Consider the following 20,611-nt stretch of genomic DNA (forward strand, 5'->3'; position numbering starts at 1 on the left):
AGGATTAACGTCCACCGAAAAATGAATCGCTCCAATTTTTACAGCTACGTTGACTGTCCGCAAAGGGTCGACTTCTGGCGGTTACGATAGGCAGAAACCCGCCGAGGCTGTGTAAAAACGTTTTTGAGCGCGACAGGCCATTTCGGTAGCACAAGAAGGCAGAGGATATCCTCGCTTCAGTCGTTCGTGGAGTACAAGCAATGGGCAATTGACTGTCAGTGGTACTTCTGTAACACCACATTAGGACGCGCTGTGGTTGATCAGGGAGAACACTGCCTGTTGCCAGCAACCGTGTTGTTTGTGGTAGTCCAGAAGAATCCGGGTGTGTGAATTGAATGCCTTGTGGAGGGTCAGTTCGCGCTTCGATTCGGCGGGAGGATGGTGCAGCCAGAATCCGGAAGGGAAGGCGTGGCGAAAGTCCCAGGCCACCGCAGGTTCGCTCAAGCGGAGGCCTTCCTCGCCATAGGCACGGTTGAACCTGTGGGTATTGACGATTGCTGCATGGAGAAACCCAATCTGGCACACCACCACGGCATCGATGTTGGTCAGCAGGGAGATATTGGGGATTACCGAATTTGCAAGCGTCTGTCCGTCGCCGGCCACTCGGGACGAGCGAATGATACCGAACGGCCCATGCAGGCTTTCAAAGACGTCGGCGTACTCGTCCGGATCGTTGCAGCAAATGAGTGCCACGTTCAAGTCGTCGTCACGCCGAAACAACTGCGCATTTGCATCCAGCAGGAAGCGCCCGAGTGTGGGGGAGAGATTGGCGGTTATTTTGACACCATCATCGTGCATCTGTTGCTTGACACTTTCCGGCAGAAAGTACTTCGTGCCGCCTTTGCTGCGCCCGTCGTAAGGTTTAGAAAACGCTTTCACTTCGACGTTGAAGCGCACGCCATCGGCCTGAAAAGAGAAGTCGAAGTTCTTTGCCGGCCCGGTAGTCGTGTGGCCCGGGTTCTCGACATGGTTCTGGAAACCTATCGGGTAGGTTGCCTGAAAGTAGTGCGCGGCACTGAGCTCCGAAACCTGCGAGAGAAAGGACTCCAGCTTGTCGGAGCGTACCAGATCGGCCAGACCTTCGGCTTTTTCCTGAAGCTTGTCACCTGGGGCCTTCAGGGCATCGACCGCTGTCGCCAAGCGCGCACAATACTGGCCCAAGGTGTCAGCCCGCTCGACGTCATCGCGTTCTTGCAGGGCAAGCTGAATCACCCAGGCCGCGGCGTCACTGCTTCCCGGCGCTGGATCGGTCGTGGGATTGTAGGGTATGAACCGGGCCGGAGTAAGCTGCCATAGAAGGTCAGCGACGGGCTGCGTGCGCGAGGGGTGGTTGCGTTTGCGTTTGCGGTTGGCTGCCGCGGCACGGAGCAAGGCACTGAAGCGGTTGGGGTTGATTTCAGGATGGTGCGTTTCACACCATTCGAGCGCCTCTTCCAAGGAAAACGACTGACGGCCCGATGCGCTCCAGAAGGCCAGCATTTCTTTTATGAATCCCTCTGTGGGCGTGGCTGAAGGTTTGCTGTCCATTTAACCCGATCCGAAATCGAAAGCGCCATGTTGTCAGGTGATACTCAGCCTATCAACAATCAGTCACTGCCATGAACGGACGGCTAATCTGTCGCGTCCGGAGCAAGAGTCATTAATTTTTAGTGATACTTCTGAAACACTACACTAGCAATGCAGTGGCAAGCTTACCGACTCCGAAAATTCAGTTAGCTTCCATCCTTGCTCTCTCGATACTCTGGGCCTGTCGCTTGCACCGCTGCTCGTAATCTAGAGGGCAATGGCTGCAACCGTTTCCACGAGCATCGAGTTAATCGCGGCCAGCATCCGCCGTGTGAACTCGGAGTGAGATTGAAATCAGAGGTAACGGTCCGGGCGCTGCTCAAACTGCTCGTCGTCAAGCTCATCGTTCAAACGCACAACGAGACAGAGTGCAGTCGGTAGGGAATCAGTTTTCCGCCCTATTCGACGGTACATGAAGCCGGATACCGACCTCCAACATTGCCAGCTCACCAGCGCATTTCCACAGTCGCGACGAAGCAGAGTCTGCACAATCCGTGAATTTTGCTAACGCTTTGTTGTCATTGCACTACTAAATTGCCATCATCCAAAAGCTTTAAGGCTCAAATCGTATTCACCAAGGGATGATTGCAATGATACAAAATGGATACTTGAATTTTTTCAACATCAATGAATGTGGCATGTACAGATATGGCGGCTCAGTCAATCAAGGGTGTGACATTTCAACTAGTTTTGACCTGATAAAAGGCTGGATCGAATCCCGAGAATTCAATGACACGATTCCTTGGGATCCTAAGCAAAAAACAAAAACTAACTGCTATTGTCATGAGGTACATAAAGATACCGATACTGGAGATTATCTATTAGTTCTGTGGAAGTCAGAGGCCCAGTCGAGCGGGCCTTTGCTTGGTATATCAATAGATGCAAATGGTAAAAAACAAAATATAATAAAGCAAAGCCAGGGAACCGAAGGTAAGCCGGTCATATGGGGTAGTGCCTGTTATTATTGGGTTATACCAGAGGTTAACTGCGTTGTTTCGATAAAATTTGAGAACTCAAAATGTGACTCTGCAATGTTTCAAGACTGGGTCGCCGGCTGCATAAATCATAGAATTGACGTGCCCGGCACAAGAAAGATAGAAACAGAAAAAAAGATCACTAGAATATCCTTTACTGACGAAAACGGTGACGAATGTAAGCTCCTTTATAAATTTGATTTAAGCTTAAAAAGTTTAGATACTTCAAGCGCTAAGCTGGGAGAACTATCTAGAAAAGTAACCCATATAATACGAAGAGAGACGGTGTCCCTTAAGGTTGTAGATGCTCGCGCAGAATGGGTGAAGATTTTTGCGGGGCTAGGTGTGCCATACACATCACATCGTGATAACAAACGAAAAAGAGATGTGGAAATAAAAGTCGAGGCGAAACCCACATCCACAGAAATCAAAGATATTATTGAAAAGTACTCAAAAGAAACTAAGCCTGGGGCATGGTCAAACGTCGGCTTCTTAACAGATACTGGCATTGCATGGGCAAACTCATATAGACTCACAGAGACCCTTTCGATTGAAGACAACGGGGAATCCATTCTGGATGCTGAGGTTCTCTACAAAACGGTCAAAGCTAACCGGGATAGGTACTTGAGCCCTATCAAACGCGACCTAATGAAAGCCCAAAAAACCGGTACCTGATTATGGTTAAATTCATCATAATCCTAGCAGCATCCATAGGTGCCTTCTTTTTATGCAAGATATATGGCGTCAAAGTTAGCTATGCTGACTTTAAGGATTACTGTAATGCATTGCTAGCTATCTCTGGAATGGTATTTACCATTATGGGGATATGGATCGCGTTTCTTTATCCAAATGCCTTACTACGATTGATGGACACAAAAAAAGTTGAAACCGCAGATTTTAGTGAAGCATACAGGGACACCAGGCGCCTAGAGTCGATCGTTGCGAGTATCATAATATCTGCTTCTGTGGCAGTAGCGATAAGCATATTGATGCTTATAAAAATGATATTCTCAGGCACACCTGTCTACCTAGAGAACCTTAACTCTATAAAGTCCGCGGCCGTTGCAATCATCATTTTTCTGAGTTTTTACCAATACTACTCAGTCCTGAGGGTTATTTACGCGAACTATATGTTCGTAAGCGACCTCCATATTAAGCGGGAGGACGCTGAGGCAGATAAAGATATCTGATAATTGACGCTAAAATCGATGGGGTGAAACTTTTAGTGCTGAGATGCACTCCGGTCGGAGTGCATCGTCACTGCGACATTTTCATAATTAGCGAAGGGGCTGTAGCGGCCGCCCGGGTTGTTGGATTGGCCAGGCTTTCATTTTTAGACCATCCTCACTTTCGGATTTGAGATCCAGAAGGGCAGGTTTGAGCTCCGATCTTTGGTCAATTTATGGGGTGATCACACGCCGTTGGCCTGAGATGGAGGCCGTAGTGCCCCCCTCGAATTTGGTGTTTTGGTTTCAGTCGTATCGACTATGTGTGCGATGTGGTCCTCTACAGTGACTTTGAATCCCAAAAGGCCTTGGATGCCTACGCTTCCCACCCCGAACATTTGTGGGTGAAAGGGGAATTGGGTAATTCACGCATCGCGCGGGATCAGGTTGATTATCGGTTGTCGTAAACATCCGTGGTGGGAGTGAAGTCGTGGAAGGGACGCCTTAAAGGTTGCTCCTTCCCTCCATGTTCGGTCGACAACGAAGAGCCGTTACACTCTGAAATTAACCGGGGATTGGTGAGCGCCCTCTTTTGGCCGTTCTCTGTCGGTCGTTATTGCGGCGTCTGGTGATCAAGTCGAATGCGACTGGTTACTCAGTACTGGCGCACCTCGTATTTCATCGAGGCTCGCTCATGAAGGAGGGGTAAACCGGCATTGGATGATACCTATAGCTGCCGTAGTCGCAAAATCGCGTCTGTGATGTCTTGAGCATTCGCGTCCAGCGTCTCCATGGCAGCGATTGCGTTTGTGGCGATACTTACCATTCCATTCTCGGAGAGCCACTTGGTCACCTCTTCAATGGCCGCACATATGGCGTGTTGGTTGCACAGGAGCAGTGTGAGAGCGTCCGCTGTGGTTATGTTGGCTTCAAAATTATCTGGCATTGATATTGTCCTCGAGTTACTGGTGCGGGAAGACTAGCTCAACTCACCACTGGCTGGAGCCCTTTCACCAAATCCGCTGACACCTGGGTAATTGCTCTGACTTGCCCGCACCCTTAGCAAACATGGCCGGCAGTGAACACCCCATCTGCCCTCCGTGAGGGGCAGAAACCGTCCCATAGTTGCCCGTTGCGAGCCAACGGCCGTAGGTGGTCACTCGCGGAGGGTGACACTTGCGCCGACTTTGACCATAGACATTTCGTTAACGACTTTGTAACCTTCAGTCTACCGTGTCGCCTTTTCCCTCAGTTCTAAGCCGCATTTTGAGTAACCGATCGAATTGGCATAAGGGCCTGAGGCGAGCTGGAGACGTTTTGCGGCACAAGTGGGGTAGAACATTCTCCTCATGTATTGCTTGCTTGTAGTTAGCTTTCAAGGATGAATCCATGGGCAATAAGAAAATCACCAAAGTTCCGTATGACGAACGTACGGATGATCAGAAACTTGAATCCAATTGGAATAAGGCACTGAAGTTTTTTGAGCGCGAGGACTGGTCGGCCTGCATTGTGCGAGCTGCAACCTCCGCCGAAATTTCAGCAAATATTTACATTCGAAACTTCTTATCAAATAATTATAATCTTCCACCTAATTATGTAGACTCTCTTTTATTAGTGCCAATGGTCTAGATGGAAAGTTCAAGCGCTTAATTGCGCCTGCGGCAAAGCACCTCGGCACCTGGAACGAAGTGAAGGCTCTGCAGAAAAAAATCGAGTCGCTGAATGACCATCGTAATGGGGTCGTTCACGCAGGAAAGTTTAAGAGCAAAACGGATGCTAAAGCGGTTTGCGAGCACAGCTTAATCATAATCAAAGGGCTTGCGCCCCATGAAGCGTTAAAGCTCGATCTCCAAAAACAAAATTAAAAATTGTTGCAATTTCTCGCGCCACTCACTCAAATCGGGCTTATTTTGTTCTCTTGATTCAACTATGCATATCACTCTACGGCAGGCAACATTGGCCAGAAGCGGATTGGAACGTCTACGAAAGTAGGACGACTCACTGAAACACAAATAATTGAGTAAAAAATGAGCAGTCCAATACAAAGCCTTTTTGATCAAATACAAAAAGCCGAAATAGATTCGGTATACGTTTACTCAAGCGCCATTCTTGAACCCCAGTCAGAAATTGCGGATGAAATATACGGCACCTATGGAAATACCATAAGTGATGATATGTACCATAACTATCACGCCGAAATTCATTCCGGCGGCGCAAGCGGCCTTCATGATCTTGAATTGAGAGAAATACCTAGCTTTAAAGAGTTTATTGTAAGGATGTTGCGCAATAATGATCGCGACAGGCACGAGCACGTGCTGCTTAATCATCGTGATCAATTCGTAAGTCTTGGTCTTAATGGATATGAAACCGACTACTTGCGGTTCTCTGATAACTTGCACATTATCTGCAAAACAGCGAAAAATATTGCCAGTCACTTAGAGGTTGACTCATATTTTTCAGCAGATCAAGAGTTGGCAAGGTTAAGAGAGCGCTTTTCAGATTTCTACCCAAAATACAAGGAGATGATTGAGTTAAAGCCTAGTTTTTTTGGGTTATCTATTGACCTTGTTGCTCTAGAGGAAAATATTTCAACCGTGCTACGTAAATACAAAAAATAACGCAAAAAAACCGAGACCAGTCGCCTGCTGGGTTTCGGAAGCTTTTCGATGGGACTTTTCACTCACGAAGTGAATAGTCCCTGATTTGATACGTACAATTGAGCGACTGCTTCTGGCCGATTCTGTTGAAAAAGTCGGATTTTCAGCTGGCCCGGACGCAGGCACGGCTACCAGCGGAGAACCTACTCACCACATTGCGTGGTTTCTCGGCCCTTCGTTGATCGTTGCTCCTCGGTTAGTGGGTTACTTTGAGGTTTTTTCTGAGTGCAGGCGCACCTATCCCGTGACCCGTGACCCGTGACCCGTGACCCGTGACCCGTGATCCTTGAGAGGTAAATTCGGCCAGCCGTCGCAGGTTCTGCACCGCGGCGGCTAGCGTGAACTCATCGGTAGCGCCACTCATGCCACTTAGTCGCAGGCGATCCAGTTTCAGGATGCGCTTGAGGTGGGCAAACAACATTTTGACTTTTTTACGTTCGTGGCGAGAGCGCTGATATGCCTGCGTCGCGGCGATGCGCCGAGCCACATCACGAGCGGCTTCAAGGACGCTGCGAGCGATCTGCGGAACGCAGTGTTCAAGCAGCACTTGGCTTTCATCGGACAGGCAACGCAGTCGGTCTGCCGGGATCGGAAGATGATGGTGTTGGCTTTGGTGACGTGTGAGCGCTCGTTCTTGAAGGCTCGCCATTCGCTGCGCAATGCGTTGCCGGCCGGGCAGCGGTATTCCTCAGCCTCTTCATTCCAGTGGAAATCGTTGCTCGAGAAAAAACTGTCGTTCTTGCGCTCGGTTTTGTCCCACACCGGCACGTGCGGCTCGATGTTTTTTTCTTCCACCATCCAGGCCAGCATTGGTGCAGTACCTTAAGCAGTGTCGCCCATGAGGCGTTCCGGCTTGATGTCAAACTGCGCCTCGACCCAGTTGATCATGATCTTGGTGCTCTCGACCTCGGCCGTGCGATGAGCCGGGTGGGTTCCACATCCACGATGACGCCGTGCTCGGTATCGATCAGATAATTCGTGGAGTAAGCGTAGAAAGCCGGACCACCTGGAGCTGTGGTCCAGCGGGCTTGAGGATCGGTCAGCGACAGGCGTTTTGGTAGCGTTTCGGCCAGAGCCTCCTCATCAAGTGCCTCAAGGTACTCACGCACGGCGCGGCTGCTCAGGGACGGATCACCGCGACCTCGCGCACCTATCTGCGCTGCTCATTTGCCGTTAAAGTGCGTCAAGCTCAGAAGTTTTTTTAAGGATGCTGTTCGGATGGTTTCACCGACTCAACCCAAAAGCTTGATTTTTGACTTGGAAGTCGTCCCCGGCAAAGCCAATCAACCAGACCGCATCTTTATGGTTGGTGCGATGCGTCCCGACACTGAAGAGGAGCTCGAATGTAAGGTCGACAAGGACCTGCCCGCAGTTCTCGAGGCCCTAGATCGCATAGGGCAGGGCGCCAGCTTCGTACTCGGCCATAACGTCATCGACCATGACTTGTCGATACTCCAAGAGCAAGGCGCGCACCTGGCCTTACACCAGCTGCCGGTGATCGACACCTTACGCCTATCGCCGTTGTCTTTTCCGCAGAACCCGTATCACCGCTTGGTCAAAGATTACAAACTCATTCGCGACAGCCTCAACTCACCGCTGTCCGATTGCCGCTCCACCCTGACTCTGTTCAACGACCAGCACCAGGCATTCGCAGATCTAAATATTAAGCACCATACCGAACTGCTCTGCTATCAAGCGCTGCTCGCCTCAACGCCGAAGAGCTACCTGGGGTCGCTCTTCGCCTCGATCACTGGTCAGGAGCCAAGTAGCATTCCAGAATTGCGCAATCTGATTCCCGAGTTGCTTAGGGAAACTGACCCGACCCTGACTCGTACTTTCAAGGTCTGCAGCACCCGTCTGAACGAGTTACTGGAAATCGACCTTATGGACGGTGCCCTGCATTGGCCATTAGCTTATGCGCTGGCCTGGCTGCGCGTCTCGGGCGGCAACTCGGTTCTGGCGCCCTGGGTGCGCCACCAATTTCCCGCGGTCGGTCGGCTGATCGCCGAGCTACGCGACGTACCCTGCGGAGAAAGCCACTGCGGCTACTGCAGCACTACTCATGACCCCCGCCACGAGCTCAGGCGATACTTCGCCCCAATTCAGGATTTTCGGACTGAGCCCGACGGGCGCCCCCTACAGCATGATGTGGTACTGGCCGGTATGCAGGGCAAGCACGTGCTCGCGATTCTCGCGACAGGGGGCGGCAAATCCCTGTGCTACCAACTTCCGGCCCTGAATCGCTTTCACCGCAACGGCAGCCTGACAGTCATCATCTCGCCGTTGCAGTCACTGATGAAGGATCAGGTAGACGGCCTTCTTGCTCGCAACGTCCAATGTGCTGCGACCTTGAACGGCCTGTTGACCATGCCTGAACGGGCCGAGGCGCTGGAGAAAATCCAGTTGGGGGATGTAGGCATTCTGCTCGTCTCGCCCGAGCAGTTTCGCAACAAGGCCTTTCGCCGCGCGATCGCCCAACGCCAGGTCGGCGCCTGGATCTATGACGAAGCGCATTGCTTGTCCAAATGGGGCGCAGATTTTCGCCCGGATTACCTCTATGTCTCGCGTTTCATCAAGCAGTTCACCGGTGACGGTCAGCTCGCGGCGATTGGCTGCTTTACGGCTACTGCCAAGCCTGACGTGCTTGAGGACATCGAGCGGCACTTCGAAGAGCAGCTGGGCATCACCTTTAAGCGCTTCATCGGTACTCACGAGCGTACCAATCTGCACTTCGAAGTCCTGCCCTGTGCCCGTTCAGAGAAGCGCCACCACACTCAGGCGCTACTTGCGGAAGAGCTAGGCCGTAACGAGGGTGGCGCGGTGATATTCGTGTCTAGCCGCAAAGGCGCTGAAGAACTCGCTGATTTTTTGATCGGCCACGGTTGGGCCTGCAAGCATTTTCACGCTGGGCTGGAGCCACACGAGAAGAAGGACATTCAAGACGCCTTCAAGGCTGGGGAACTCAAGATCATCGTGGCCACCAATGCCTTTGGCATGGGCGTAGACAAATCCGACATTCGCCTGGTGGTACATGCTGATATACCGGGATCGCTGGAGAACTACTTGCAGGAAGCTGGGCGCGCTGGGCGCGATCAAGGGCAGGCTCGATGCGTGCTCCTGTATGACGCTCAGGATATCGAGAACCAGTTCGGGATGTGCGAAGGGTCGAAACTGACCCTGCGTGATATTCAGCAGATCCTGCGCAAACTACGCAAGGAGAGCGACCGACGCAAGGGCGGCAGGCTCGTCATCACTGCCGGCGAAGTATTGATGGACGAGCAGGTCGAGACCAGCTTTGAGGCCGGAGAACGCGATGCTGAAACCAAGGTCGTCACGGCCGTGTCCTGGCTTGAACGCGGGCAGTTTTTAAAGCGGGAGGAGAATCAGACCCAGATCTTTCCGGCAAGCCTGAAGCTGACTAAGGAGGAAGCCGACAAGCGTCTGATTACCGCCAAACTGCCGGCCAGACGGCTGGAAGAATTCAAGGCCATTCTGAGTTACCTATACGAGGCGAGTGCTGATGAGCGCATCAACACCGACGCCCTGATGGCACTGACCAGCCTCACGTCCGAAGAGGTCACAGCGACACTGCGCCAGATGGAGGACTTGGGACTTTTAGTCAACGACTCCAAGCTCACTTTGTACGTCCGGCATGGCGTTGTTTTCCCTTCCACCCAACGTCTGCAAGCCACCTTAAAACTTGAGTCTGCGCTGTTCGACCTGCTGCAGGAATTGGCGCCGGAGGCCGAGAGTGGGGAATGGCAGGATCTTACCGTGCCACTGTTGACCTCGGCGCTCAAAACAGCCACCGGCAACAAAGATCTGATACCGCTACACGTCCTTCGACTGCTGCGCAGTCTGGCCCAAGATCACGACAGCGAAAGTCAACTGCGTAGCAGCTTCGAACTGCGTCAGATCAGTCAGGATTTCCTCAAGCTACGTATTCGCGGTGGGTACAATTGGAACGGCATTCAAGGGTTGGGTGAGCGCAGGCGAGCCTTGGCTGCCGTGGTTCTCCCGTTTCTGATTGGCAAATTACCGCCGGGCTCACGTAACAAGGATCTGTTGGTCGACACCACGTTCGGCGAGCTCATGAGCCTGATTGATCTGGATCTAGAGCTGCGCTCCAGAATTCCGGAGTCGCAGCGCCGCAAGGCCATTGAGCATGTATTGCTGTACCTGCACAAGCAAGACGTGCTTACGCTGAACCACGGCATGACAGTCATGCGTCGCGCTATGACGATCGAAGTCAACGCGGAAAAACGTTCCGGATACCTCAAGGATGAGTACCAGCGCCTTGATGAGCATTACCGAGAAAAACGTATTCAGGTTCACGTTATGCGCGAGTATGCAGAGGTTGGGCTCGGCTCGATGCGAGAGGCCCGTGACCTGGTTCAGCACTATTTCACGCTAGCTAAACAGGAGTTCATTCGCCGCTACTTCGTAGGTCGCGAGGAGGTGCTTAAGCTAGCCACGAGTGAAGAGTCCTGGCGTAGCATCGTCGAGAGACTCAGCGCTGCCCAGCGGGTAATTGTGTCCGACGACGATGACGTGAACCGCCTGATTCTGGCTGGTCCAGGTTCCGGCAAGACGCGCGTGATCGTGCACCGTATCGCTTATCTGTTACGAGTTCGGCGCGTGCCGGCGCGCTGCATCGTGGCTCTGACTTTCAACCGTCACGCAGCCAACGAGATCAAGCAGCGCCTGCTCAAATTGGTGGGCCCCGATGCCTTTGGGGTCAACGTGATGACTTATCACCGCATGGCGATGCGCCTGACTGGTACCCGCTTCGAGCGAGGTGAAACGGTCGAGGAAGGGCGCCTGGCCCAAGTGATGGGAGACGCTGTTGAGTTGCTTGAGGGCAAGCGTCAGGTAGAAGGCGAGGACGATCTACGCGAGCAACTGATGCGAGGCTACCGCTACATCCTCGTCGATGAATACCAGGACATCGACGACCTGCAGTATCGACTCGTGAGTGCATTGGCCGGGCGCAAGTCCGAAGAGGAAGGACGTTTGTGCATTTTGGCGGTAGGTGACGATGACCAGAACATCTACGCCTGGCGTGATACCAATAATCGATACATAGAGCGCTTTCGCGAGGATTACTCGGCCACAAAGAACTATCTGGTCGACAATTACCGCTCCAGCGGCTGCATCATCGATGCGGCCAACAGCGTCATTGGCCGCAACCCCGATCGGCTCAAAAAGGATCACCCGATTCAGATCGACACTGTTCGCCGCGCACGGCCGAAGGGCGGCGATTGGGAGACCCTGGACCTTGAGCGGGCAGGACGCGTGGTTCGCCTGAGGATAGAGGCTGAGGGCGACACGAGGGCGAACCTGCAGGCCCAAGCTGCGATGTCTGAGCTGCAGCGTTTGCTCAGTTTGGACACCGAGGATTGGCAGGGCTGCGCGGTGTTGGCCCGTACTCACCAGTACCTGCTGCCCCTTCAGGCCTGGTGTGAAGCTCATGGCGTTCCGTATTGCCTTGCTGCTGACAAGGAAGGTGTCTTGCCTTTGACCGCTCAGCGCGGCTTCGTGCAGGCTGTTGAAATACTACGCGGGATTACCGAGCCGCTGAGTGCTTCCGAGGCATGGGCATGCATGAGCGAAAGGCAGCTCGCGCCGGATTGGCACGGCATATTGGCCACCGCCTTTGAACAGCTCACAGCAGAGTTTGGACAATGCCCTCTGAGCGCCCAGACGCTGATCGATTGGCTCTACGACTATTTCCGGGAGCTACGCCAACAACCCAGGAATGGACTTTACCTAGGCACTATCCATTCTGCCAAAGGATTGGAGTTCCGCCACGTTGTAGTGCTTGATGGCGGCTGGTCCACTCAGCCGGAAACTCTTTGCGATGAACGCCGACTTTACTACGTGGGCATGACCCGCGCCGAGCAAACTCTGACCATGTGTGAATTCGCTGGGGGCAATCCCTTCAGCCGCCAGCTTACCGAGGAGGTCATGGGGCGCGTCTTCCAAGGTGAATTCCTCGCAGAGCTGGAGAAGCGCTTCCTACAGCTCTCTTTGAAGGATATTGATCTCGATTATGCTGGGCGCCAGAACCCTACGGCATCAATACATAAGACATTGGCGGCGCTTGAGCCTGGCGACACGCTTGCGTTCAAGGCTCATGAAGGGAGATATCTGATTCAGGATGCGGACGGTCAGGTTGTAGGCCGTACAGCAAAGTCATTCAACCTGGACCTTGAGATTGAGGATTGTGAAGTGGCAGCTGTTTTAGTGCGGCATTCTGATCGGTGTGAAGAGGCCTTCCGAGCCCATCATCGTTCGCAAGAGTGGGAGTTAATCGTGCCGAGAATTGCTGGCCGGGTCGTGAAGAGCGGTGCAAAAGCCTGAAGCTACCTGAGAAAAGGAAGGAACTCATGTCGTAACTCTTCAAGATTCGCAGTCTTGCTGCAGTTCAGGCTGCTATCGATGAGTTCGTCCAGCTTGGCTGCACAAAGTTTTTTGGAGCGCTATGGTTTTGAGATCCGAAACGGTGTAGGACATCGATGCTCAGCTACGTCAAACGGACTGTCTGAATATTTGAATAGGCATTTGTAATGCCTCACGGATTAATAGTCTTTTGCTGATCAACGCTTGCTTCTTTGCTGGACATGGAAATACTCGATTCTTTGAGCGGGACCTCACCTACCGACAGTGCACGCTCGATCAGCAACTCGCAGCCTTTGTCTTTCAGCAGCGCCTGTAGCCGATGAAACTCGCCACACCAAATGGTTTCAACATCGCGATCTCGGGTCTTGTCACGGTCGCTGCTGAGGGCGACTGCCCGAACTTGCATGCGGTCGATGTCGGCCTTGCCGCCAACTTCCACGCCGTAGCCGGGAGTAGCGGTCTTGCGCAGAACGACCTTTCCGGTTTCTGCCCAGGCGGTAGCCATGCCTTCACGCACTTCGTAGCCGAGGCTTGCCAGGCCTCCGAGCACGGCCTCGCGGCGGGCGAGGGCGGCCTGGGCTTTTAAATGGTTCGCAATAAGGCCTTTACATTGTTCGTTTAGCCCAGCCATCGCCGCGAGGTCTGTGACTATGTTGCAGGTAGAGATCTGACTTAGTAGAGGAGTGTGTTCAGCACTTGCCCATGTTTCGATTTCGCTGGCGAGGCCCTGCAGCTGTTCGAGGCACTCGCGTTTTTTATGGAAATCGCGGGTGGCTGTGGCCAGGTCGAGTACAAGGCTGTCCAGCAGTAGATTATGCCGCTGCGCTTGGGTTACCTCTCCGGCTCTTTCCAGTGCCTGGAGAAAGGGAGCGGCACTGTCGGCACCTTGCAGTAATTCCAGTTCGACAATATACCGGTCGATGCGTTGCAGGCGTACATCCTGCGATGCCTCTGGTTGTCGGGTCATCGCCCAGTTGGCCAAGGAGAGCTTAGGTTCCTCGACTTTGAGTTGCTGCGCCAAGGCACGTTGGGCTTCGCTCAGAGATTCTTTCTGGCTGGCCTTGGCCAGTTGGGCGAAACCCTCGGCCAGCAGACGCTCGCCGTCATCCTGGCTGGCGCCTTTGGCTAGTCGTGACAGTGAATGCAGCAAGGCTTGATCGGTGCCTTTGGGATTGGCTTGCAGGGCATTGAGTAAGGTCGCGGCGTTTTCCTGGAGGCGTCGTTCGCGTTGGCGTCGCTCGGCGGCGCGAATGATCGCGCGTTCTTCGCGATCCTCCAGGTCACGGCGCAGGTGCTCGATCTCAACAGGCACGGCCTTCTGCAGTTCGGCAAAGCGCTCCTGCGCGAGCAAGGCGCTCAGGCGATTGCGTCTGGCTAAGGTGGCGACGCACTCCTGTTCGCTTAGCTCCCCGACCTTGCTGGCTTGCGCCTGCCAACGTGCCACTGCGTACTCCAGGCGTTGCAGGTGGCCTTCGCAGATGGCGATGACTTCTTCGCGGGTGACAATTCGAACGACCTTCGGACCACTCATTGGCAGGATTCCGTATTGGTTGTAGTGGGCGTCTGTTGCGACGGAAGCGTGGCCTGCATTGCTTGCTCGATGGCTTCACGCAGACGTACGCGCTCGCTTTCGCCATTGTGATACCAAGCCTTTGACGAGACCCGGTGGATATGAGGGATGGCCCGTTGAAGCACGGATGGGCGCCAGATCTCCCGCGCGCGAGCGCGTTCGAGCAGCACGTGGCATGGGGCATCGCATTCGATGCCGATGGCGTACAGACCCGTGCTGGCGTTCTCGATGGCGAAGTCGAGACCGAAAGCATCGCCCTCGTTCGCGGGCGCGGCCTGCCAGCCTAGGGAGTGGATGAACTCGCCGACCAGTCTGACGAAACCATCACGCCGCTGACCTTTTTCGCGTTGCTTGCTGTTGCGATCCGTCTGCAGACGCTCGAGCAGCCTGCCACTGCTACCGAAATCGCCCGAGGAGAGCACGCGGGCGTACTCCAAGTAGCCTTGCAGGTAATCACGCGGGCTGTTGGGCGCGCGATGCGTGTTGAGCATGTCGGAGATATCGGCGATCGGCATCGAGGTGATCATTACCACCTTGCGTCGTGCACGGGTCACAGCCACATTCAAACGGCGCTCACCGCCAGTCTGCCCAAGCACGCCGAAGCTGCGGCGGAAGGTTCCCTGGCTGTTGCGACCGAAGGTGGAGGAGAAGATGATGATGTCACGTTCATCGCCCTGCACGTTTTCTACGTTCTTGACGAACACTGACATGTCCTCGCCTTCCTCGCTGCGCTCGCGCTCCTCGGCGTATGCAGTACGGAACAACTCGTCCTGCTCGGCTCGCTGCTCAAGGTGCTCCTCGATCAGTTCGGCCTGCTTGCGGTTGAAGGTGACCACACCTACCGAAGGCCGCTGGCCATAGGGTTGCTGCCAGAGTTCGTTGAGGTATTCGACGACCCGTTCGGCTTCATCGGCGTTGCTCTGGTTCTGGTACAGGCCACTAACCTGGATCAGCTCCAGCGGCTTGATACGCAGGATGTTCGCCTGCGGATGACGGACTGGGACGTTAAGACGATTACCGTAGAACGAAGCGTTTGAGAAACCGATCAGCTCACGGTAGGCCGAACGGTAATGGATCTGCAACGTAGTGTTGGGCAGGGCGTTGCGCGCCAATTGCAGCAGGTCGGGACAGTCCTTGATTTCGCGACGGTTCCAGGTGTCTTCGAAAGCTTCGCGTTGTTCATCGTCAGCATCTGGATCAGGCTCGTCACCGTCGAACACTTCGGCTTCATCGCTTTCGATGCGGCTGGAGAAGAATGCTGTCGGTGGCATTTGCTTCTCGTCGCCACTGACCACTGTGACCTGGCCGCGAAATAGGGTCGGCAAGGCGAACTCCACGGGCATCTGCGAGGCTTCGTCGTAGATTACAGTATCGAACAGGCCAGCCTTGAGGGGCAGCACGCGGCTGGCCACGTCCGGGTTCATCAGCCACACAGGGCGCAAGCTCATTAGGCCGAGGTTACTGCCCAGTTCGATGAATTCGCGCAGGCGCCGCGAGCGCTTACCGGTCAGGCGGGTGACATCATCCCACTGCTTGCGATTGCCCAGGCGAGCAAGGTCGATGCCGTTCGCCAGCAGTTCGCGGTTAAGCACGCGCATCTGTGCATCGGCTTGTGCGAGGCTGGCGACCTTGGCCCGAGCCTCGTCCTGGCTGAGCAGCAGTTCGGGGTGCGCCTGCTCGACGCGATGTTTCCATCCCAGTCGCGCTTCGCGGTTAAGCAAGCGCCTCACGGCGGATTCGAGTTGCTCGGGTGCAATACCGTCCAGTTGTTCCTGGCGCTGACGCAGCAGTGCGAGCAACTCCAGCTCCGGCGCGGCCAGTTGGCCAGCGCGGCCGCGAAATGCCTGATAGTCGGCGAGGAAGGGCTGCGCCTCATGCAGGCGATCGAGTATCAATTGATTATTCAGGTTGTGCGCGATGGCGTGTTGTAGATGTTGAACCAGGTCATTGCCCAGCCAATCGCCGAGCACCTTGAGCTGGTCGAGGCTGGATTGGCGAACGCTGTGGCGCATCAGCGAGGCGTCGAGATTGTTCAGCAGCGCCTCGAGGTGTTGCTTGTCCCCGGACAGGACGGCCTCGTCGGCCTCCTGGGGGCGCGGCGATTGTGCTATGGCATGGGCCAGAGCCTGGATCTCCAGCAGGTTGCGGATGTCGCTCTTCACTGCACTGATCAGTTCTAGGCCAGCTTGCTGACTTACTTTCTCCAGCTCTAATGCCTGATGCAGTGTCGCCAGCTCGGCGCGCAGAGGACGCCACTGGATTTCCAGGCAAATGGCGGCGTGCAGGATCGGCAGGACTTCAACGGCCAGGCTTTGCCCCAGCTCTTGGAGAAAGTTGCGCAGGCGCTTGCGCCGCAGCAGATGCAGCGGATTGATGTTCGCCAGCCAGGAGCGGGTGGACATTACCTTGGCGCAGTCGTGCTCCAGATGCCTGAGCGCCTTGCTCTCGACCAGGCTGAGGGCTGGCGACAGGATGGCTGCGTAGTGGTCCTGGTCCAGTTGACCGAGCTGCTGGTCGAGCTGGAGCATTTCGCCAAGAATCGACTCACCTTTTGGCGTCTGGCCGGCTTCGCGGCTGCGAAACAATGGCAGCCAGCGTGCCAGGCGTAGGCGTTGTTCTTCATTTAAACCGAGCAGAGTAGCGACATGGGTCGCTATCCAACTGCGGTACGGCGTCGGATCGTCGATCTCGAAGCTGGCGGAACGCGCCTGCAGCGTAGCCTGACGGTTGATCTCGGCCTGGGTGAAACTGTGCAAGTTGTCGGTGAAGGCTTGTAATGTTGGGCGGTCGGCGGCGAAAGGCTGCAACTGTACTAACGGACTGCCCTCGAAGCGAGCTGGCAACCACAAGCGTATCAGAGGGGCGCAGTTTTCTACTATGCGGGTCAGGCTGGCAGGGTCCAGGGGGGCCAAGCGTTGACGCAAGGCCGGGAACTCGATTGGCGCTGGGCCGGACTCCAATTCAATCAGTTCACCGAGCAGTTGGCGATAACTGAGGCCGGTGTGTTCATCTAGGCGATGCAGGCTATGGTGGAAGCGGTCAAGTTCGCCCTCCAAGGCTTCGATACGGGCTGCAACCTCCTCGCGTTGGCGCCGCCAGCCTTGCGTCTGACTGCAATCGGTGAACAAGTTTTCCAGTTGTTCGCGGATACTACGGATAACCGGCTCGCGGTCGCGGTTGACGTCATTGAGCATGACGATGCGTTGGCCCAGACCTTCGGCCACCAGGCGCTTGTACACCACTTCTAGTGCCGCATGCTTCTGGCAAACCACGAGCAAACTGCGCTGGCGGCCGATGGCGTCGGCGACCATGTTGACGATGGTCTGACTCTTGCCGGTGCCTGGCGGCCCCTCGATCAGAAGCCCCGGACTCTGCCGTGCTTGGATCACCGCTGCCTCCTGCGAAGGGTCGCTGGCCACAGTAAAGAACCGTTGCAGCTCGTTTGGCGATACTTCGGGAACTGCCGCGTCGGCGGCTTTGAGGCGCAATGCAGTCTCCAGGCCGGTGCCGGCAGGCGACAGGTTCTTAAGCAAGCGCAAGTCTTCGCCGATGGCTTGCCCCATGAAAGTCACATGAAACAGTACCGCGGCGCAGCTCAGTTCATCTTGGTACGGAGCAATTTCCACTGTACTGGCCGGCAAGCTGCCGAGCGTTCGCGAGCGGATGGTGGCGAGCATACCGAAGGCATCCATTACATCCGCGGCGCGGATCGACGAGCGGCCCAGAAGTTCGTCGGCGGTCTTGCGCCAGCGCTTAAAGGTTTCGGCACCAAGCACGCTTTCCAAGGCGGGGTTGAGCCGGACTTCTTCACGCTCACTGTCGAAGGCCAGTGCGGCATGGCCACGGCTGCCCAGCTCAAGCAGCAGTTTCATTGGCCACAGCAGCAACGGGATGATCCGCGTACGCGTGGTGCCACGTGCATCTCGGTTGAGCAGGAACGGGAAGCCAAGGTACAGGCCATCGATACCAGTGTCGCGCTTGTATAGCGCGCTCTGTCGGTACAAGGCGTGCAGGCGTGATTCCAGCCGGTCGATGAGCTGGAAGCATTCCGGGTCGAGGTTCACTGCGTTGGCATTGCGTTGCAGCAGGTGGTCGAGTAAGGCTGTGGCCGGACTGCGTTCACTGTTCAGTTCGTTGACGTCGACGCGTGCGGTAGTCTTACCGATGCTCATGCGCACCAGGGGGCCGCGCATCACGGCTGTTACCACCTTTTTCTCGAAGAAGTCGAGGATTTGCGAGACATATTGCTGCTTCTGTGGTTCCAGCCACTGGTTCGTCGGGATGGCCAGCAGCACCAAAGTCTGAGCCAAGGGCATGCGCCGTTCCAGGAGAAATTGCTCGGCCCACTCGTCCACAGTCGGTACACCGCAGCGAGCAAAGCCGCGGATGCGCTCATCGACGCTGCGGTACAGCTCCATACGCGAATGCAGTAACAGTTCGGCTGCCGACTCCGCGTCGAACCAGCCAACATTGAAAGTCCTTGCCAGCTCAGCGGCCTCTTCGACGATCGAGGCGGCTGAACGGAATTGGCTGATTGCGGCACTAAGCAACACGATCAGATCTTCTTCAGCGATCACTCGGCGTTCTGACAAAGACATAAGTCCCGGGTGATCGGTGTCTGGAAGCAGTCGTTGACGTTCCTGCCACTCTGTCGCCAGCTTGGCGCGCGATGTCGACAACAGGTAAATCCGCAGCGTCTCCTCGACCAACTCGATGTGTTGATGTAGGGCTCGCTGGCGGACGCTCTCCCCGCGGGTCTTCAGGCGCGACAACCAATGGTCAGTCTGTAGTTGATCGAGCAGGTCTGGGACTGAACCGCTGATCAGACGATAGCCTTCCAGTGGGTGGTCCAGCAGCCATCCCGGGGTGACAATGTCGCCGCGATGGATCAAGGGGATTTCCGGGTTGAGAGCCTTCAGTGCCAGCATGAGACGGAAGTCATCTTCGATGCTCTCGTGCAGGACGATCTGTCGCAAGCTTGCGATCAAGGATGGAGCTAGGCCGACCTGCTCCGCCCAAGTCACGATCACACCGCGTATCAGATGGTCCAGGGCCTGTTGCCAGTTGTCCGCCTGTGCCGCTGCCAGGGCGAATACACCAGGTTTGTGGTAAGACCGTGGACCCAACTGCAGTGTGGCGCCTTCGCCGCCGTCATTCTGTTGGACGGAGGAGGCGGGTGCCTCGACCGCAATGCCGTTGAGCCACTCCTCAACTTGTCGCCATTGCCAGCGTTGGTGGCGGTCGCGTGCCAGCAGACCACGCAGTAGCAGATTCAGTTGCGGGTCGAGGTCGTCAGGGATGGGCACGCCGTTGGCCAGCACGTGGATAAGGAAGGCATTGGCATTAATGCCATTAAAGCAGGCACCCTCGGTTAGTTGCTCGAGCAGGATCATGCCCAGGCTCCACCAGTCAGATGCCGCAGCAACACCTCCAGCGATGGCCTCGGGCGCCGTGTATCGACTGGTTTCTAATGGCGACACAATATCTAAGTCGAACTCCGATAGGCGTGCTGAACCGAAGCCGCTGATCACCAGATCTAACGGGTCGCGGGAGCGTACCAGTAGACTGGCTGGGCGCAGGTCACGGTGACGCAGACCTGCCTCGTTGAAAGCATGCAGTGCCTGGCCCAGTTCACTGACCACGTAGCGAACGCTTTCGCTATCGCGAATCACGTTGCCAAGGTCTAAAAGAGTACCGCCGTTGAGTTCTTCGATGACCTCGAAGGCGCGGTCATCCCAGCGACCAGTAGAGATGATCTCAGGGACATGTTCGCGCGGCAGACGGCGGATCACGTCGTAGATTGCCGGATCCGGTTCGGCACCCTGTCGATATAGGGTTAGCACTGCTTGCTGCGCGGTTTCGTCGTGTTTGGCGAGGTATCGTGCATGCACGCCATCGGTATTGCTGATCTGTCGGATCAGGCGCCAACCATCAATTAGAGTTTCAGTGGTGGCCTCTGGCTCGCCGATTTCTAACTCAGAGACGGAGGGCGCCACAGCTTGCGCAAGTGTCCCACCACATTCGAGGCACATCAGGTCGCCATCGTCCATTTGGTGACCGTTTTCGCAAACTAAAGCAGGGACGTTGTCCTGTGCCGGGCTAACATCGACGATGCTCTCCTGGGTGACGATAGCCTGGGGGCGCCATCCATCAGGGTGGATGGGCTCACCGGCGAGGTCCCATCCGCAGGGCTGGTCCCGGATAGACCCCTCGCAAAACATCTCATGGAGAGAGCGCTCAGTTTTGCAATTGGGGCAGAAACGTATCATGGGGTGT

At 55.2% G+C, this 20,611-nt stretch carries 10 protein-coding genes and 1 pseudogene; 6 read left to right on the forward strand and 5 right to left on the reverse strand.

Annotated features, from left to right (window positions below; all coding sequences use genetic code 11):
- Positions 1-240: 240 nt before the first annotated feature.
- Entirely contained in the window at positions 241-1,527 is a 1,287-nt protein-coding gene (locus tag EJA72_RS04415; RefSeq protein WP_157710305.1) for a hypothetical protein, read from the reverse strand.
- A gap of 677 nt (positions 1,528-2,204) precedes the next feature.
- On the opposite strand from EJA72_RS04415, the gene EJA72_RS04420 reads away from it, so the two are divergent.
- The 3 genes from EJA72_RS04420 to EJA72_RS04430 all read left to right on the forward strand — a co-directional run bounded on the left by EJA72_RS04420 (position 2,205) and on the right by EJA72_RS04430 (position 4,173).
- On the forward strand, positions 2,205-3,215 hold the full coding sequence (locus EJA72_RS04420; protein ID WP_157710306.1) for a hypothetical protein: 1,011 nt from the start codon (positions 2,205-2,207) through the stop codon (positions 3,213-3,215).
- A gap of 2 nt (positions 3,216-3,217) precedes the next feature.
- The gene (locus EJA72_RS04425) at positions 3,218-3,730 is read left to right on the forward strand and encodes a hypothetical protein (RefSeq protein WP_157710307.1); all 513 of its coding nucleotides are present in this window, start codon (positions 3,218-3,220) and stop codon (positions 3,728-3,730) included.
- A gap of 308 nt (positions 3,731-4,038) precedes the next feature.
- Positions 4,039-4,173, forward strand: coding sequence for a Dabb family protein (locus EJA72_RS04430; RefSeq protein ID WP_372240674.1), 135 nt, complete (start codon positions 4,039-4,041; stop codon positions 4,171-4,173).
- A gap of 260 nt (positions 4,174-4,433) precedes the next feature.
- Here the strand turns inward: EJA72_RS04430 and EJA72_RS29105 are convergent, their stop codons facing one another.
- Complete coding sequence (locus tag EJA72_RS29105) at positions 4,434-4,652, reverse strand: hypothetical protein (protein ID WP_256679628.1); 219 nt, start codon at positions 4,650-4,652, stop codon at positions 4,434-4,436.
- A gap of 443 nt (positions 4,653-5,095) precedes the next feature.
- Between EJA72_RS29105 and EJA72_RS04435 the strand changes: the two genes are divergently transcribed.
- A complete protein-coding gene (locus EJA72_RS04435) occupies positions 5,096-5,335 on the forward strand; it encodes a hypothetical protein (RefSeq protein WP_157710308.1) in 240 nt (79 codons plus the stop codon).
- A 398-nt stretch (positions 5,336-5,733) separates the two neighbouring features.
- On the forward strand, positions 5,734-6,324 hold the full coding sequence (locus EJA72_RS04440) for a hypothetical protein (protein ID WP_157710309.1): 591 nt from the start codon (positions 5,734-5,736) through the stop codon (positions 6,322-6,324).
- A gap of 307 nt (positions 6,325-6,631) precedes the next feature.
- Here the strand turns inward: EJA72_RS04440 and EJA72_RS04445 are convergent.
- Positions 6,632-7,496, reverse strand: a pseudogene (locus tag EJA72_RS04445) (transposase); the annotation flags it as partial.
- Between the two features lie 85 nt (positions 7,497-7,581).
- On the opposite strand from EJA72_RS04445, the gene EJA72_RS04450 reads away from it, so the two are divergent.
- Positions 7,582-12,726, forward strand: coding sequence for a RecQ family ATP-dependent DNA helicase (locus tag EJA72_RS04450; RefSeq protein WP_157710310.1), 5,145 nt, complete (start codon positions 7,582-7,584; stop codon positions 12,724-12,726).
- A gap of 211 nt (positions 12,727-12,937) precedes the next feature.
- Here the strand turns inward: EJA72_RS04450 and EJA72_RS04455 are convergent, their stop codons facing one another.
- Positions 12,938-14,296, reverse strand: a complete 1,359-nt coding sequence (locus tag EJA72_RS04455) for a hypothetical protein (RefSeq protein ID WP_157710311.1) — start codon at positions 14,294-14,296, stop codon at positions 12,938-12,940.
- Positions 14,293-20,604, reverse strand: coding sequence for an AAA domain-containing protein (locus EJA72_RS04460; protein ID WP_157710312.1), 6,312 nt, complete (start codon positions 20,602-20,604; stop codon positions 14,293-14,295). The genes EJA72_RS04455 and EJA72_RS04460 overlap by 4 nt, the downstream gene beginning before the upstream one ends.
- Positions 20,605-20,611 lie beyond the last annotated feature (7 nt).

Origin of the sequence: Pseudomonas sp. PB120 (assembly GCF_009761815.1) — a bacterium.
In the GTDB taxonomy this organism is placed as follows: domain Bacteria; phylum Pseudomonadota; class Gammaproteobacteria; order Pseudomonadales; family Pseudomonadaceae; genus Aquipseudomonas.